General features: G+C 40.3%; 14 protein-coding genes. 8 read left to right on the forward strand and 6 right to left on the reverse strand.

Annotation, left to right across the window (positions count from 1 at the left end):
• Positions 1–210 precede the first annotated feature (210 nt).
• The gene (gene serS / locus DC498_RS22945) at positions 211–1,482 is read left to right on the forward strand and encodes a serine--tRNA ligase (RefSeq protein ID WP_116876495.1); all 1,272 of its coding nucleotides are present in this window, start codon (positions 211–213) and stop codon (positions 1,480–1,482) included.
• A gap of 1 nt (position 1,483) precedes the next feature.
• On the opposite strand, the gene DC498_RS22950 is transcribed toward serS, so the two are convergent.
• The 4 genes from DC498_RS22950 to DC498_RS22965 all read right to left on the reverse strand — a co-directional run bounded on the left by DC498_RS22950 (position 1,484) and on the right by DC498_RS22965 (position 5,762).
• A complete protein-coding gene (locus DC498_RS22950; RefSeq protein ID WP_133176956.1) occupies positions 1,484–1,936 on the reverse strand; it encodes a hypothetical protein in 453 nt (150 codons plus the stop codon).
• A gap of 76 nt (positions 1,937–2,012) precedes the next feature.
• On the reverse strand, positions 2,013–4,064 hold the full coding sequence (locus DC498_RS22955; protein ID WP_116876497.1) for an OPT family oligopeptide transporter: 2,052 nt from the start codon (positions 4,062–4,064) through the stop codon (positions 2,013–2,015).
• Between the two features lie 78 nt (positions 4,065–4,142).
• Positions 4,143–5,003 (reverse strand): hypothetical protein, encoded by an 861-nt coding sequence (locus DC498_RS22960; RefSeq protein ID WP_116876498.1) that lies wholly within the window; start codon positions 5,001–5,003, stop codon positions 4,143–4,145.
• A gap of 48 nt (positions 5,004–5,051) precedes the next feature.
• Positions 5,052–5,762, reverse strand: a complete 711-nt coding sequence (locus tag DC498_RS22965) for an HAD-IIB family hydrolase (protein ID WP_116876499.1) — start codon at positions 5,760–5,762, stop codon at positions 5,052–5,054.
• 397 nt (positions 5,763–6,159) lie between these two features.
• Between DC498_RS22965 and DC498_RS22970 the strand changes: the two genes are divergently transcribed.
• On the forward strand, positions 6,160–6,465 hold the full coding sequence (locus tag DC498_RS22970; protein WP_116876500.1) for a DUF3630 family protein: 306 nt from the start codon (positions 6,160–6,162) through the stop codon (positions 6,463–6,465).
• A 3-nt stretch (positions 6,466–6,468) separates the two neighbouring features.
• On the opposite strand, the gene DC498_RS22975 is transcribed toward DC498_RS22970, so the two are convergent.
• Together DC498_RS22975 and DC498_RS22980 are read right to left on the reverse strand one after the other, a co-directional pair.
• Positions 6,469–7,287: a glutaminyl-peptide cyclotransferase gene (locus DC498_RS22975; RefSeq protein WP_133176957.1), complete on the reverse strand. Its 819-nt coding sequence runs from the start codon at positions 7,285–7,287 to the stop codon at positions 6,469–6,471.
• A gap of 362 nt (positions 7,288–7,649) precedes the next feature.
• The gene (locus DC498_RS22980) at positions 7,650–8,591 is read right to left on the reverse strand and encodes a UDP-3-O-(3-hydroxymyristoyl)glucosamine N-acyltransferase (protein ID WP_116876502.1); all 942 of its coding nucleotides are present in this window, start codon (positions 8,589–8,591) and stop codon (positions 7,650–7,652) included.
• Between the two features lie 443 nt (positions 8,592–9,034).
• On the opposite strand from DC498_RS22980, the gene DC498_RS22990 reads away from it, so the two are divergent.
• From DC498_RS22990 to DC498_RS23015, 6 genes are all read left to right on the forward strand, one after another.
• The gene (locus DC498_RS22990) at positions 9,035–9,625 is read left to right on the forward strand and encodes a pseudouridine synthase (protein WP_116876504.1); all 591 of its coding nucleotides are present in this window, start codon (positions 9,035–9,037) and stop codon (positions 9,623–9,625) included.
• A 24-nt stretch (positions 9,626–9,649) separates the two neighbouring features.
• The gene (locus tag DC498_RS22995) at positions 9,650–10,525 is read left to right on the forward strand and encodes a YicC/YloC family endoribonuclease (protein WP_116876505.1); all 876 of its coding nucleotides are present in this window, start codon (positions 9,650–9,652) and stop codon (positions 10,523–10,525) included.
• Positions 10,515–11,030, forward strand: a complete 516-nt coding sequence (locus DC498_RS23000; protein ID WP_116876506.1) for a gliding motility lipoprotein GldH — start codon at positions 10,515–10,517, stop codon at positions 11,028–11,030. The genes DC498_RS22995 and DC498_RS23000 overlap by 11 nt, the downstream gene beginning before the upstream one ends.
• Positions 11,030–12,022: a sensor histidine kinase gene (locus DC498_RS23005; RefSeq protein ID WP_116876507.1), complete on the forward strand. Its 993-nt coding sequence runs from the start codon at positions 11,030–11,032 to the stop codon at positions 12,020–12,022. Before DC498_RS23000 ends, DC498_RS23005 begins: the two co-directional genes overlap by 1 nt.
• Before the next feature lie 2 nt (positions 12,023–12,024).
• Entirely contained in the window at positions 12,025–12,735 is a 711-nt protein-coding gene (locus tag DC498_RS23010) for a response regulator transcription factor (protein WP_116876508.1), read from the forward strand.
• A gap of 325 nt (positions 12,736–13,060) precedes the next feature.
• Complete coding sequence (locus DC498_RS23015; RefSeq protein WP_116876509.1) at positions 13,061–15,538, forward strand: hypothetical protein; 2,478 nt, start codon at positions 13,061–13,063, stop codon at positions 15,536–15,538.
• Positions 15,539–15,588 lie beyond the last annotated feature (50 nt).

Here is a 15,588-nt window from a genome sequence, read left to right on the forward strand (position 1 = left end):
TTCTAACTCTCTGACTACTTTTTGCTTAAAGCTAATACTATACCGGATCACCGTTTGGACATCTCTTGTCATGGTATTACAGATTTTTTTGTTCTTAAATCTGTCTACTTATGCTAGGACAAGACACGGCTGTGGGCTTTGTAACACCTGAAGGCTGATACCTGACCGCTAATACCAGCTTTACAGTTACATTTGCAAAAATTTTTCAGCATGTTACAGGTTAATACGATCAGGCAGAACACAGCATGGGTTAAAGAAAGATTAGCGGTAAAGCATTTTGCCGATATAAGCCTGGTTGATAAAATAATAGAACTGGATGATACAAGAAAAAAACTGCAACTGGCATTTGATACCGCCCAGGCTGCTGTAAACAGCAGCTCAAAATCAATAGGACAACTGATTGCAAAAGGGCAAAAAGAAGAAGCCGAAAAAGCAAAACAGGCCGTTGCGGCAAACAAGCAAAAGATAACCACGATAAGTGAACAGCTCTCCGAAACAGAAAAGCAATTACAGGCTGAGCTGATCAGGTTGCCTAATATCCCTTCAGAAAAAGTGCCTGCGGGCAAAACACCTGAAGATAATGTGGTGGTGCGGGAAGGAGGAAACAAACCGGTTTTGCCACAAAATGCCGTTCCTCATTGGGAACTGATAAAAAAATACGACATCATTGATTTTGAAACCGGCGCAAAGATTACAGGCAGCGGCTTTCCGCTTTATAAAGGTAGGGGTGCTAAACTGCAACGTTCACTTATTCAGTATTTTCTTGATTACAATACAAAAGCCGGCTACACGGAATACCTGCCGCCTTTTATGGTAAATGAGGCGTCTGCTTACGGAACAGGGCAGTTGCCTGATAAGGAAGGGCAGATGTATTACATGCCGGAAGATAACTTTTACATGATCCCTACATCTGAAGTGCCGGTAACCAATATTTATCGTGATGAAATTATTAAAGAAGCATTATTGCCGGTAAAAATGACGGCTTATTCCCCGTGTTTCAGAAGGGAGGCCGGCAGCTTTGGTAAAGATGTGCGCGGGCTTAACCGGGTACACCAGTTTGAGAAAGTAGAAATTGTACAGATCGCACATCCTGATAAAAGTTACGATGCTTTGGAAGAAATGGTAGCCCATGTTGAAGGATTGCTGAATACACTTGAACTGCCTTACCGTATTCTTAAACTTTGCGGTGGCGACATGAGCTTTACCTCTGCTCTTACCTATGATTTTGAGGTGTTCAGCGCTGCACAGGAAAAATGGCTTGAAGTAAGCTCGGTAAGTAATTTTGAAGCTTACCAGGCAAACAGGGCAAAAATCCGTTTTAAAGATCAGCATGGCAAAAATCAGCTGGCACACACGCTTAACGGAAGCTCACTGGCGCTGCCCCGTATAGTTGCGTGCCTGCTTGAAAACAACCAGCAGGAAAACCATATAGCGCTGCCCGGGGTGCTGCATGGCTATTTTGGTGCAAACAGGATAGATTAATCTATTTCACATCGCGCAGAAAAAAACTTTCATCACCTATCATGTGAACATCACTGCCGTCAACATTGCAGGCGTACACACCTGAGTATCCTTTAATTTTATGGTAAGTACCAAAAAATATTTTGCTGCCATCCTTTGAAAGACATGCTTCGAGCCATGGATATTCATCAGGTGGTAAGCTAATGTTTATTTTAGCGCGTGCAGTTTCATCATCTTTCAAAATATAAAATTCGAGACAGGTAAATATCCGCTCATCAAAATGCGGGTTATTTAAAGAATCAACACCGGTTTGCACAAAATACTTTACTTCTACATCTTTAGACATCAAAACTTTGGCGGCGGTTCCATCTCCCATATTTCTTGCGGATACCTCTTTGCGGCAACTGATCTGGAATAACAATATAGAAATTGAGAACAAAGTCAGGACAATTGACCCGAGGAGTAGTTTTTTCATACCTTAAGTAGTTTGTTGTGTACTGTTACATAAACAGTATTCGTGTTTCTTAACACTAAGGTTGGGTAAGGTAAACCTACGCTTCTGCTTTCTTCCCTGTTGCCACCCTGTATAATATCACACCAAGTATTGCAAAAAATATTACGCCTAAAATTTCATAACCCAATGCTCCGCCAAGTAAAGAAGAAAGATCATGCTCAAGATTAATTTTTGACAACCAGTTTGCAATAGTACCGTTTACAGAGAGAAATGCCACAATCACCCCTGCTATAGCGCCACCGGCTACCAGGCCCGTAGCAAACAAATTTCCCTTACCCAGGTCTTCTTCTTCAGGAGAAAGCTGCTCGCCTTTTTTCTTCTGCTTATAGTCAACAATACCCCGTATAACGCCTCCTATAAAAATAGGCAATGTTGTTGCCAGCGGAAGGTATAAACCGATTGCGAATGATAGTGCCTTTATACCACATAATTCAACAACAATGGCAATAAAAACACCCACTAATACATATTGCCAGTCAAGATTAAAAGACAGTACGCCTTTGATGAGGGTTGCCATTAATGTTGCCTGCGGAGCAGCATACTTTGTTTGGCCGATAGCATGATGAATTCCCTGGCTTACCATTTCAGGCGTAGGGGTATCCAAAACTTTTATCGTTATCCCAACGGCAAGAGAAGATACAATTGCACCAATAAACAATGCCATCTGCTGGTATTTTGGCGTAGCGCCAACCAAATATCCTGTTTTCAGATCCTGCGATGTTGTACCGGCATTAGCGGCAGCAATACAGATCATTCCTCCTACTACCAATACCATCGGTTCGTACATTTTGCCCGTCCAGCCAACTGCAATAAATATCAGGCAGGTGCCGAGTATGGTAGCTATTGTCATTCCTGAAATGGGATTGTTGGATGAGCCGATCAAACCAACGATGCGGGATGATACAGTAACAAATAAAGCACCAAACAGAATGATGAGTATGCCAACCAGTATACGACTGAAAAAATTATCTCCGGGAATAAAAGGCAATACAGAAACGATCAATATCAGCCCTATACTGCCGATACCAACAACTTTCAGGCTCAGGTCTTTATCTGTACGCAGCTCGCTGCCTGTTGTATCTCCTTTTTTATTTAAAGAGCCCACGCTGCTTTTGAAAGAAGCAACAATAGTTGGAATTGTTTTTATCAGTGTAATAAACCCGCCTGCGGCTACTGCACCGGCGCCTATCTGCCGTATATATGCCCAATAGATTGCGACAGAAAAATCAGTAAAACTTCTTGTATCGGGACTCCAGCCGCCCCTGCCTCCGGGCTTTGTAATATCTGCCAGTACGCCAAGCTTTACGAGTTGCCCGGCTATAGTTTCTGGTGGTACCAGCGTTGCCAGTAAGGGTATAAGCGCGAATGAAGCCAGTACACTGCCTGCCACCAATACACCGCTGATTTTAGGCCCAATAATATATCCAACACCAAGATATTCCGGCGTAATTTCCCCACTCACTTTTGCTGATGGCAAAAATTTATTTACCTGCTTCGTCATGAATGCAGGCGTTTCGGCAATTACATGAAAAACTTTTTGCAGGAATGCATATGCCAACGCAACGCCTAAACCACTGAATGCAGTTTTGGCAAAATGCCCGCCTTTTTCACCAGCTTTTAAAACAGATGCGCAGGCCGTTCCTTCAGGGTAGGGAAGCGTATCATGTTCTTTTACTATTAAAGGTCTTCTTAATGGTATCATCATCAATGTGCCAAGCACACCACCAAGCATGGCAAGCGCCAGTATAGTAATATAGTTAAAGTAACTCTCGTTGGATTTATCGCTTAAAAATAAAAAACCAGGCAGCGTAAACACTACGCCGGCTGCAATGCTTTCGCCCGCTGAGCCTGTTGTCTGAATAATATTATTTTCAAGAATCGTGGTTTTTAAAAACAAACGGCTTAATGTTATCGCCATTACCGCAATGGGTATGGAAGCAGATACTGTAAGTCCGGCCTTTAACGCAAGGTATACGGTTGCCGCGCCAAATATAATTCCAAAAACAGAACCCGTGATAATGGCTTTAATGGTAAACTCAGCCATTTTGGTTTCAGGTGCTACAAAAGGTTGAAATCTTTTTTCAGGCATTGAATTGAATTTATAAAGAAATATAGGCTAAAAATATAAGACCAGCCAAAGAATACCTGAATAAAATTTGCGGGGCATTTATTTTCCGGAAAGAGGAGAATAGGTAAGTCCCAACAACAAAATATTTTCCCGGGTATATATATTTTTTCCTGATAACGGGAATGACCTGGTTGCTTCCAGGTTTAAATTCAACTTTCCTCTTTTTGATAATGGTATTCTAAAGCTCAAAGTCGGTTGAAAAAAAACATAAGGCTCTTTGTTGAGCCCGTATAGTCTCACATCGCTATCTCTCAACACATCTTCACGATAACTGGTTGAAGCTGGTCCAAACTTTATCATAGTTGTACGAAGCGAAATTCCCATCTGCAGAATATTTTCATGATGAAGCACTATTGCAGGTTGTATATACAACAGGTGGTAATTGTTGTTAAAAAAACCTCCGGCATAATTAGCGGTATCAGGGTATTCGTAGCTTTCCGTTATCCTGTTTCTTCCCGGTCCATATCCACCGTAACACTCCAGGTAAAGGTTCTTTTTCTTATTTACGGCTGTAAAATAGCCTGCACTTATCTCGACTAAACTACGCCGGTAAGCTATTGTTTTGGATAACTCAGGAAAGCTGGGATTATATGAATCCTTTTCTTTTGAGGTAGCATATGCTGCTGTAACACCAAAATGATCAGTGATGGCATATGCCGTTCTCAGGTGCTTGCCATAATTTGAAAAACTATTGCTGTTATCCTCATCACCTTCGCCCAATGTAATATTACCAGATAACCTGAGCTGATTTTTCTCTTTTAAAAAAGGAGCATTGATGGCAGAGGGTGCATACGCAAAATGATGTGATGAATTTATATGGACGCAGGAAGAAAACAGGAATATTATACCCCATAATGGTAACCATAATTTGCCCAGGGCATAAGGTTTAGCGTGTTTCATAAAAACATTTGAGCCAAAATTAAAAAAAGTATCGAACAGGAAGATAGCTCAGCTAATAAACCCGAAATGCTCCAACGCTTCAAATATTCCCCCTGCGCCCTCATTTTTTGCATGATAAACATGGGGTTTGTTTTTTGTGGCGCTGATAAGTCCGGGCTCTGAATTCCCAACGGCTACGGCTTTGTATCCTGTTTCAAATAAAGAGAGGTCATTAAACGTATCTCCTGCAACCAGTATCTCATCTGCAGGATAGTTAAGCAATGTAATATATTGCTTTAAAGTGTTTCCTTTGTTAACGTGTTTGGGGAGTACATCGGCAAATTTATCAGCAGACATTATAAGATCGCAGTTCAATAATTGCACAGTTTGCTCAAGTTTTTCCCGGTCAATATCTTCATCAAAAAAGAAAGAACATCTCCTTTCCTGCGGCACATCCTGCGGAATAAGCCCGGGCACATCTTTTAATTTTTCTAATATCTTTTGTTTGCCCGGCCATTTTGCTTCAATGCTGCTGTGTATTGGCTCAATGGGCTCATGCGTGTCACCGTTAAGAATAGTAGCTCCCACATCGCAAATAAAACATTCAGGAACAGGAAGCATAAGGTCTCCTGTGAAAAGCGAAAGCACGCTGTGCAATCCGCGGCCTGTTACAAAAACAAGCGCTATATCAGTATGTTTGTTAATAAAATGATAGAGATTTTTGCGTTCATCTTCAGTTCCCCCTAAAAAAGTTCCATCCAGGTCTGTAGCCAGTAACATATATATATTTATCGGTTATATTGTTTTAAGTAGCAAATATCGCTTATCCTTTTAAAACACTATTGCAGCTCTGCGAATTATATAGCTGAACAATAAATATTTTGTACTTACCCGGCAAATGAGATTTGGTATTTTTGCATACCAAAAATGCTCATTAATCGTTTAGAATAAGTAATAAATCTGTTTGATACAGCTTATTTAATACCAGATGCTATGAAAAAATTACTCTTGTATGCAGCAAGTAGTCTCTTAATAATGTCGTATACAAGCGGATGCTCCGCGAAGTACGGTTGCCCTGCTAACGGAAAAAGCGTTGGGGCAGAGAGGGTTCTCAGCGGCGAGAAAGTGCCCAAGGCTAAGTCGTTTAAGAATTAGATCATCTTTAAATTTATAAACCATGAACCTGACCCTGCGTAATGATTATGGTTGTATAGAAGCTATAATCGATGAAAACTGCGGCTTTGATAAGTTTTACGGTGTTGCCGGATTACTAACGGATAAGCTGAATGTTAACTTCACAAATAAGATTGACGACTCCAACACTTCGTACTGGGATTTTGTTTTTAACGGGCAAAAGCTCACGCTGCATTACAGCATTTATAATGGCGTATCTATTTTACCTGTTCGTTCAAAAGGCGCAATGGCCGAAAATAATGAAGCAGTAAAACAATTGGCGAGGGTGCTGGAGAATCATCTGCAATAAAATTTACAGCAACTCCAGTTCAAAATACTTCGGCCACATTTTACCGGTAACCAATAGTTTATTTGTTGTGCTATCATAAGCAATACCGTTCATGTGCAATGCTTTCGGATATTCATCTCTCGCCATTTTATCAATATTCCACAAGTCTAATTTCCCAATGATTTCTCCTGTTTCCGCATTTATTTTTACTATTGTATTTGTGGTATATACATTGGCAAATATATAGCCGTTAATATACTCCAGCTCATTCAGGTTGCTAACTGCATTTCCGTTTTCTGAAACCCGTAATGCTTTTTCAACTTTAAAACTGTGCGGATCAATCCAGGTAATCATATCCGTACCATCGCTCATAATAAGACGCTTACCATCCGTTGTCAGTCCCCAGCCTTCTTTATTGTTATAACTGAATTCCCCTGTTTTTTGCAGTGTATTTACATTATACAAAAAGCCTTTCCTGTTTTTATAGGTGAGTTGAAATACTGTGTCGTTGATAATGGCAATGCCTTCTCCAAAAAATATTTTTCTGTCAAGCTCAATTTTGTTTTTAACAACACCGCTTTTAATATCCACAACTCCAAAATAACTTTTGGTGTGAGGCATATTATCAGGCGAACCTGTGCTTTCATATAATTTTCCTTTATACCAGGCTAACCCTTCTGTAAATGCTGAAGTATCATGCGGGTAGGTATTAACCAGTTTGTAAGAAAGCCGGGGAACCGCATTTATTGAAGCTGTATCATCTTGTTTGTTGTTGCTTACGCAGGAATGAAGAAGCACCAATAAACAAAAAAGGAATGGTGAGACCTTACTGATATTACGCATATGCAATTTGAAGATAATAAAATTTTCTTTGAGCAAGGGAAGGGAGATTTGAAAATGTGATGATTTGAAAATGTGAGAATGTGGAAGTGTGAGAATGTGAAAATGCCAGGTCCGGATTTGTTGTTGGATGTGGCAGACATATTAATGGCAATAGCGCTGCAGCACCGCGCTCTTTTCCCTGCCTGCGGTTGCTACGCTGTACACAGGTATATAATCATTACTGCCGAACAAATATGAAAGATGGTTGAAATCCAGCTAAAGCCCTCATCTTTTTGGTGCGGTAGGATAGCTCCAAACTATATTAACTACCACATCAACTACAAAGCGAAACTATGCGGGGCATTTAAATCATAAATTACGCGCTACCCCATCACCTTTTTCCATAATTCCGGGATACGTTTTATCCAAACCAGTTCACGTTTTTTAAGTCCGGCATCTTCTGCAGGATAACCGAAATAAGTTTTATTTCCTTCTAATGATGATGGCACCCCGCTTTGTGCCAATACAACGGCATTATCGCCGATCGTAAGTGTTTTGCTTACGCCAACCTGTCCCCAAAGTGTTACTCCGTTGCCTATTTCCACACCGCCTGCAATGCCAACCTGTGCTGCTAACAAACAGTTCTTTCCTAAAATAGTATCATGGCCTATATGCACCATATTATCCATCTTGGTGCCTTTACCAATTACAGTATCATTTGTTACACCACGATCAATTGTGCAACCGGAGCCTATTTCAACATCATCTTCAATAACTACTCTTCCACAACTTTCCATCTTCTTAAACCATACCTCCCTATTTTTTTTAGTGTTATAATAAAAAGCATCCGAGCCTATAACTGTTCCTGCCTGAATAACTACATTGTCTCCTATTATGCAATGATCAAGAATGGTAACATTAGGATGAATAATGCAGTTCTTCCCTATAATGCAATTGCTGCCAATAAAAACGCCCGGGTATATAACAGTTCCTTCTCCTGCAATTACTGAGTTGTGTATACTTTGTGTTTGAGGAATAAAAGGCCGGAAATGTTTCACTATAGCCAGGTAGGCCTCAAATGGTTGCTCTGTGATCAGCAAAGTTTTTTCTTCCGGAAAAGTAGTTTCATTATTTATAATGATGCAGGTTGCCGCAGAGTTAATGCAGGTATCATAGTACTTAGGGTGGTCAACAAATACAATGTCACCCTGTTCAACCCTGTGAATTTCGTTAATACCGGTTGCATGGGCATTGAGGTTGCCGGCAATCCGGGCACCTATTAAATCAGCAACCCATTGTACCGAAACAGGAGATGGAAATTTCATGAAGCGATTTTTTACAAAAGTAAATCAGCATTGCAAGATTATTGCAAAGTAATTCTGCTGTTGTTTATGCTTTATAACCTGTTGCATGTTTTAATGCTATACTCCTGAAACCTGTAACAGCTAAGCATTACAGGCTGTGTGTATGTAACAATAAACAAAGAAGATGATATTAAGGACATGCTTGGCAGAAATAAAATCTGTGTATGCAGTATAGGCGATGAAGAAAAAATATCCGCAAACAGGTTTGAGCAGGCATCAAAATTTTCGATGAGCGGGTTGATATCCACAGAAACAATATTAAAAATGTGTATAAAATTTATTTGATTTTTTTTCTTGGTAGTAAAAATTATTTTTAATATTGTGTCGGGAAATTTATTTCCCGGTACTTACTAACCCATCCATATAATAAAAGTCCCCGTTAACCGGGGGCTTTTTATTTGCACATGCATCACTCATACTACATTATCTATAAACCTTACATGGTGCTCTCACAGTTTACATCAGTGGATGGCAAGCGGTGTTTGAAAGATCTCTTTTCCCCCGGAAGAGATATTTATCCTGTGGGAAGACTTGACTATGATAGCGAGGGTTTACTTATACTTACCAATGATGCAGCATTAAATCATAAATTACTAAACCCTTTGTTTAAACATCAACGAAAGTATATGGTGCAGGTTGATGGACAGATAACAACAGAAGTGTTGGTGAAATTGCAGGGCGGCATTGACATTAATATAAATGGCAAAACATATCGCACGCAATCCTGCGAAGCAACGCTCATAAATGGAGCACCCTTAATACCAGATCGAAATCCTCCGGTACGTTACCGGAAAAATATTCCAACATCATGGATTGAATTAACCCTTACTGAAGGCAAGAACAGGCAGGTAAGGAAGATGACAGCAGCAGTTGGTTTTCCTACATTGCGTTTAATAAGAAGTGCGATAGGTAATATTACTATAGGAGATTTGCAGCCGGGTGATATTAAAGCCTTGTCAGGAAATACAATCTATCGTCAACTCTTCGGAAAATAAATTACCTTGCTATAAATAGAAAACATGGTTAAATCAATGACCGGCTTCGGACGTGCTGAAAAAGCGATAGGAAAGAAAACCTTCCTCGTTGAAATTAAATCGCTGAATGGGAAACAATTTGAGATCTTGCTGAAGCTTCCTTCGCTGTTAAAAGCATATGAATTTGATATCAGGAACCTGCTCTCAGAAAAATTGCTGAGGGGAACGATAGACTGTACCATATCATTAAAGCAAAATGGAGCGGCCAAACCTGTTGTGATTAATACGGAGCTGGCTAAATCGTATTACCAGCAATTAGCTGAAATGGCCGAGAGCCTTAAGCTGGATACCGGCTCTATTCTCAGCTCGCTGTTAAAGCTTCCTGAAGTAGTGGTGCCGTCAACAGAAATAATGGATAAAGATGAATGGGCACTTTTTCAGGATGTGGTGAATGAGGCCATAACCAATATTAATATGCATAGGATTAATGAAGGAGAAATGCTGGAAAGGGATTTGGAGCTAAGAATAAATAATATAAGAGAGCTGCAAAACAAAGTGATTAAACTTGAGCCACTGCGTCAGCAGAAAATTAGGGAAGGATTAGTTAAGCTGCTGGAAGAGAATGTAGGCAAGGATAATTTTGACCGCAACAGAATGGAGCAGGAAATGATATATTATATTGAGAAGATAGATATTAATGAAGAACAGGTGAGATTGAAAAACCACTGTGAATATTTTATATCCTTATTAAAAGAGCCCGGAGATGCTAAAGGGAAAAAATTATCGTTTGTATTACAGGAAATAGGCAGGGAAATAAATACTACCGGAGCAAAAGCGTATGATTCTGAAATACAAAAAGCGGTGGTAATTATGAAAGACGAGCTGGAAAAAGCAAAAGAACAGGTTTTAAATGTTTTGTAAGCAAGAAGATATAACATCTATGGGCAAGTATACTTTTAGCGTAATTTCAGTTCTGGCACCGGCGTTTTTTGTTTTATATTTTTCATCCTGCAAAACAAATGATTTTTTTGAGCGCAACATTGCTATTCCCAATCAGGCATGGGAGCGTTCTTTTAAACCTTCCGTGAATTTTGACATTGCAGATACCACATCACTATATAATATATATGTTACGCTAAGGCATACGCATGCCTATGGCTATAATAATATATGGCTGAATGTGCAGTTTCAGCTACCCGGTGATATTGTAAAACAACAACGTGTGGAAATCCCACTGGCCTCTAATGAAGCTTGGCTTGGTACCGGTATGGATGATATATATGAAGTAAGACAGTTGATCACACCTCACCCATTCCGGTTTAAAACACCCGGCAAAACTACTTTTACCATTGAGCAGGTTATGCGTGAAACACCCCTGCAGCACATAATGAATGCCGGCATACGGGTTGAAAAAGTTGTGCAATAATGAGAAGCTTATACAAAAGAAAGCGGCTTACCGTTATTACCATAGCATATTGGTTTCTGCTCACATATATTCTTACCGCGTTAGTATTCTGGTTTATATCCCTGCTTAAGCAAAATGAGCAGATGTCGTCATATAAAATGATGCAGCTTAAAATGGACCAGCCGGATTATATTAACCGTGTTGCTGAAATTGAAACCGAAAGAAGGAAAAAGGAATTTCAGTATATAGGTGAGGGCGCTACGTTTATGCTGCTGATTCTGGTAGGCGCTGTTTTTGTATATCGTGCTACGCGGAAACAGATACGGCTGAATAACCAGCAACAGAATTTTATGATGGCGGTAACGCATGAACTAAAAACCCCTATCGCTGTTGCAAAACTTAATCTTGAAACAATGCTGAAGCGTAAACTTGAGGGCGCCCAGCAGGAGAAGTTGTTGGATAATACATTAAAAGAAGCAAACCGGCTCAATGACCTTTGTAATAATATACTGCTTGCCTCACAAATAGACTCCGGCAATTACCTGCTCGATAACCAGGAGATCAATTTTACAGAATTGGTATATGAAAGTGTAGATTATTTTAAAACCAGGTTCCCTGCTTTTACTATAGTTGAAGAGCAGATCGAAGAAGGTATATATGTGAAAGGAGATGATCTGCTGTTGCAGCTGGCAGTAAATAACCTGATAGATAATGCGATAAAATATTCCGGAAGGCAAAAAGTAGTTACCATAAGCCTGAAAAAAAATGATAGCAATGTTTTGCTTGAGATAAAAGATGAAGGTGAAGGCATATCAGGCGCAGAAAAGAAAAGGATATTTGAGAAGTTCTATCGTAGCGGTAATGAAAACACCAGGCAAACCAAGGGAACCGGGCTTGGATTATACCTTACTAAAAAAATTATAAAAGACCATAGCGGCATCATAAAGGTTACTGATAATATACCCTCCGGTTGTATTTTTGCAATTACACTACACACCGCAGAACCAGCATAATTATGAGCACGCAAAAAAAACAGGGATATATTTTATTGGTTGAAGACGAGGAAAATTTACAGGAAGCCTTAAAGCTCAACCTTGAGCTGGAAGGGTATGAAGTAACCTGTGCAGGCAATGGTTCTGATGCATTGAAAAGAATAAATGAAGAGTATTTTGATCTTATTATTCTTGATGTAATGCTTCCGGAGCTTGATGGTATTGGCGTAGCCGAAAATGTGAGATTGAAAAATAATGATGTGCCTATATTAATGCTGAGCGCTAAAAGCACCAATGCTGATAAAGTGCTTGGATTAAAAAAGGGCGCAGATGATTATATTACCAAGCCTTTTAATCTTGAAGAATTACTACTGCGGGTTCAAAAACTGATCAACAAAAACAAAAAGCTCCAGGATAAAGAAACAATAGAAGACCGTTACCAGTTTGGTAAAAATACAGTTGATTTCAAGGCGCAAACAGCTACCAACTTCAGGGGTGAAAATATTGAATTGAGTAAAAAAGAAGTAATGCTGCTGAAGCTGTTGCTTGAAAATAAAAATGATGTAGTACCCCGCGAGAAGATACTGCAATCCGTTTGGGGATATAATGTTTATCCCACTACCCGCACTGTAGACAACTTTATTCTCAGTTTCCGGAAATACTTTGAAGAAGACAGCCGGAATCCACGTTATTTCCAATCCATCAGGGGGGTAGGGTATAAGTTTACATTATAATATTTGAGATTTGAAATTGCCTTGGTTTTGAGGTCGGGAAGATTTCCATAGAACTTAAGGGATGAATAACGTCACGCTTCGGGGGATGAATGGCCGTGCACTTTAGGGCAGGGAAAAAGAGATATGCATTTCCCCGCCCTTCAGGGCGGGTTAAAAATTTATTATACCCCGCCCTAAGGGGCAGGGCTGTTCATCGTTCTTAGCATTTCTTTCACAGAATTAGTTAAATTATTAACAAAGTCACTGTTACAAATGCATCTTTCATGCGTTATTTTTAAACTAATAAATGGTATGATCGTCATACCGGCAACTTAAACTTAGAAATATGAAAACTTTATACACGCTTATGCTCTCGGTTATTACCGGGTTAATTTTTCCGGCAACAGGCGTTTCCCAAAATGAATGGCCTAAAACCATCACTGCTTCAGATGGCAGCCTGGTAAAAATTTATCAGTGGCAGCCCGAAGCGTATACAAATGGTAATCTCCAGGCAAACGCCGCTATTTCAGTATTAAGTAAAAACAGTGATGATCCTGTTTTCGGAATGATATGGTTTAATGCTGATGCCAGCACACAGGGGCAGCAGTTCAATGTGCAGTCTGTAAATATCAGTGAAGTAAAGCTTCCGAATGAAACAGAGCAGAGCAAGCTGGATATGTTGCGTAATGATATAGCAACTGCAATGACACGCTGGAATTTATCGCTCCCCGTAAGTGAAATCAGTAATGCCTTAAAGCTTGACCAGGAAGAAACCAGGTTGGCCTCAGGGTTTAATAACAATCCTCCTAAAATATTATATACCAGCAAACCTTCATTACTTGTAGTAATTGATGGTGCGCCTAAACTGCAGATGAACAGTAAATGGAATGTTCAGGCTGTTGTAAACACTCCTTTTATTATTGTTAAGAATAATGATAACAGATTTTATTTGTATGGTGGTAAACACTGGTATGTAGCTAATGCTGCAACCGGTCCTTTCAGCCTTACCACAAATGTTCCCTCCAACCTTGAAGCAATTCAAACTGATATAGCCGCTGCAAATAAAGAGAATAATGTGCAGCAGGAAGACAATGATAATATCATTTCAAATATTATTGTAAGTATTGAGCCTGCAGAATTATTACAATCAAATGGCGAACCTAATTTTACATCAATACAGGGAACAAACCTTTTGTATGTAAAGAATTCAAACAACGATATTTTTATGGATGTAGATGGTCAGCAGTATTATGTATTGCTTTCCGGACGTTGGTATCGCTCCTCAGCGCTTGATGGTAAATGGCAGTATATGGCTTCTGATAAATTGCCTGCTGATTTTGCCAAAATCCCCGAAGGGTCTCCTAAAGATAATGTGCTGGCAAGCGTGGCAGGAACAGTTGCTGCGAAAGATGCGGTGATGAATGCCCAGGTACCTCAAACGGCAAAAGTAGATCGCCGGAACGCGAAAGCAGATATTCAATATGACGGAGATCCTCAGTTTGAAGACATTGAGGGCACTGATATGGATTATGCTGTAAATACATCCGGGCAGGTAATACGCTGGAGAGGGAATTATTACGCGGTAGATAATGGTGTGTGGTTTCAATCATATAGCGCTACAGGCCCGTGGAGTGTAGCAGTTGAGCGTCCCTATGCAGTTACATATATTCCTGCCAGTTACCCGGTATACGGAATGAAATATGTTTATGTTTACGATGTAACTCCTGATTACGTATACATGGGCTATACCCCCGGATATCTTAATACATATATATATGGTCCAACAGTAGTATATGGTACGGGTTATTATTACCGCCCTTGGTGGGGAAGACATTATTTTGCACGTCCATACACATGGGGATTCAATATGCATTACAACCCGTGGACAGGTTGGGGCTTTGGCTTTAATTATAACTGGGGATGGTTCAATATGGGTTTTGGTTCATACAGTCCGTGGGGTTATTGGGGCGGATGGTGGGGACCATCTATCTATCGCCCTTCTTACTGCTGGAATGGATACTATGGAGGCCATTATAATTATGGCGGTTATTATGGTGGATACTATGGACGTCGCGGTGGTAATACCTATATTGTAAATAACGTGAACATTTATCGCAATAATAATATTTATAATAATCGAAGGGATGTAGTAACAAGAGACAATCGCAGAATAGGTTCTTATACCAGAACACCACAATCTTCGCCCGGAAGATACGGTAATGCCCGCCCATCTGTTCAGAGAAATGCAGGTGTAAATAATAACAGCAGGCCATCTGTTGTAAGAAGAGACGACGGTTCTATTGATGGAGGCCGTTCACCAAGGGTAGCTAATGGACAGCCATCAAACAATGGAGTGATCAATAATCAGAATGGCTCAAGACCTTCAAGAGGTTTTGACAGAAGTGCAGGTAATACAAACAATAGTAGTAATGGGAATTCCAGGGCAACTTTTCCTTCAGGAGATAATAATGTAAGAAACAATGAACCTGTCAGAAGACAACTTGCTGAAGGAAATAGCCAGCAGCCGGTGTTTAACAGATCAGAAAGAGCGCAGGCAGCACAATCCCAGAATAACAATGCAGCGAGGGCACAACAGCAAAGAAACGTTGAACAGCAAAGACAGCAGCAGCCTGCCCGGCGGAGTTTTGACCAGCCAAGACAGCAACAGCCGGCGCAACGCAGTTTTGATCAGCCGAGGCAGCAGCCTGCCCAGCAAAGAAGTTTTGACAGACCGGCAGGCAGCAACCGCAGCACAGGAGGCGATGGTGGCAGGAGCAGCAGGTCTTCCGGAGGAAATGCTGAAGGCAGGGTGAGAAGAGGATAGCCTTTTGAAATTTCATACTTACATATATAAAAAGGAGAAATAATGAAGAT

Origin of the sequence: Terrimonas sp., assembly GCF_003075435.1 — a bacterium.
In the GTDB taxonomy this organism is placed as follows: domain Bacteria; phylum Bacteroidota; class Bacteroidia; order Chitinophagales; family Chitinophagaceae; genus Agriterribacter.

Coding starts and splice junctions, on each gene's coding strand:
- DC498_RS22955 (WP_116876497.1), bottom strand. CDS start 4,064: ATGCCTGAAAAAAGATTTCAACCTTTTGTAGCACCTGAAACCAAAATG.
- DC498_RS22950 (WP_133176956.1), bottom strand. CDS start 1,936: ATGAAAAAACTACTCCTCGGGTCAATTGTCCTGACTTTGTTCTCAATT.
- DC498_RS22970 (WP_116876500.1), top strand. CDS start 6,160: ATGAACCTGACCCTGCGTAATGATTATGGTTGTATAGAAGCTATAATC.
- DC498_RS22965 (WP_116876499.1), bottom strand. CDS start 5,762: ATGTTACTGGCTACAGACCTGGATGGAACTTTTTTAGGGGGAACTGAA.
- DC498_RS22990 (WP_116876504.1), top strand. CDS start 9,035: ATGCATCACTCATACTACATTATCTATAAACCTTACATGGTGCTCTCA.
- DC498_RS23000 (WP_116876506.1), top strand. CDS start 10,515: ATGTTTTGTAAGCAAGAAGATATAACATCTATGGGCAAGTATACTTTT.
- serS (WP_116876495.1), top strand. CDS start 211: ATGTTACAGGTTAATACGATCAGGCAGAACACAGCATGGGTTAAAGAA.
- DC498_RS23015 (WP_116876509.1), top strand. CDS start 13,061: ATGAAAACTTTATACACGCTTATGCTCTCGGTTATTACCGGGTTAATT.
- DC498_RS22980 (WP_116876502.1), bottom strand. CDS start 8,591: ATGAAATTTCCATCTCCTGTTTCGGTACAATGGGTTGCTGATTTAATA.
- DC498_RS22995 (WP_116876505.1), top strand. CDS start 9,650: ATGGTTAAATCAATGACCGGCTTCGGACGTGCTGAAAAAGCGATAGGA.
- DC498_RS22960 (WP_116876498.1), bottom strand. CDS start 5,003: ATGAAACACGCTAAACCTTATGCCCTGGGCAAATTATGGTTACCATTA.
- DC498_RS23005 (WP_116876507.1), top strand. CDS start 11,030: ATGAGAAGCTTATACAAAAGAAAGCGGCTTACCGTTATTACCATAGCA.
- DC498_RS23010 (WP_116876508.1), top strand. CDS start 12,025: ATGAGCACGCAAAAAAAACAGGGATATATTTTATTGGTTGAAGACGAG.
- DC498_RS22975 (WP_133176957.1), bottom strand. CDS start 7,287: ATGCGTAATATCAGTAAGGTCTCACCATTCCTTTTTTGTTTATTGGTG.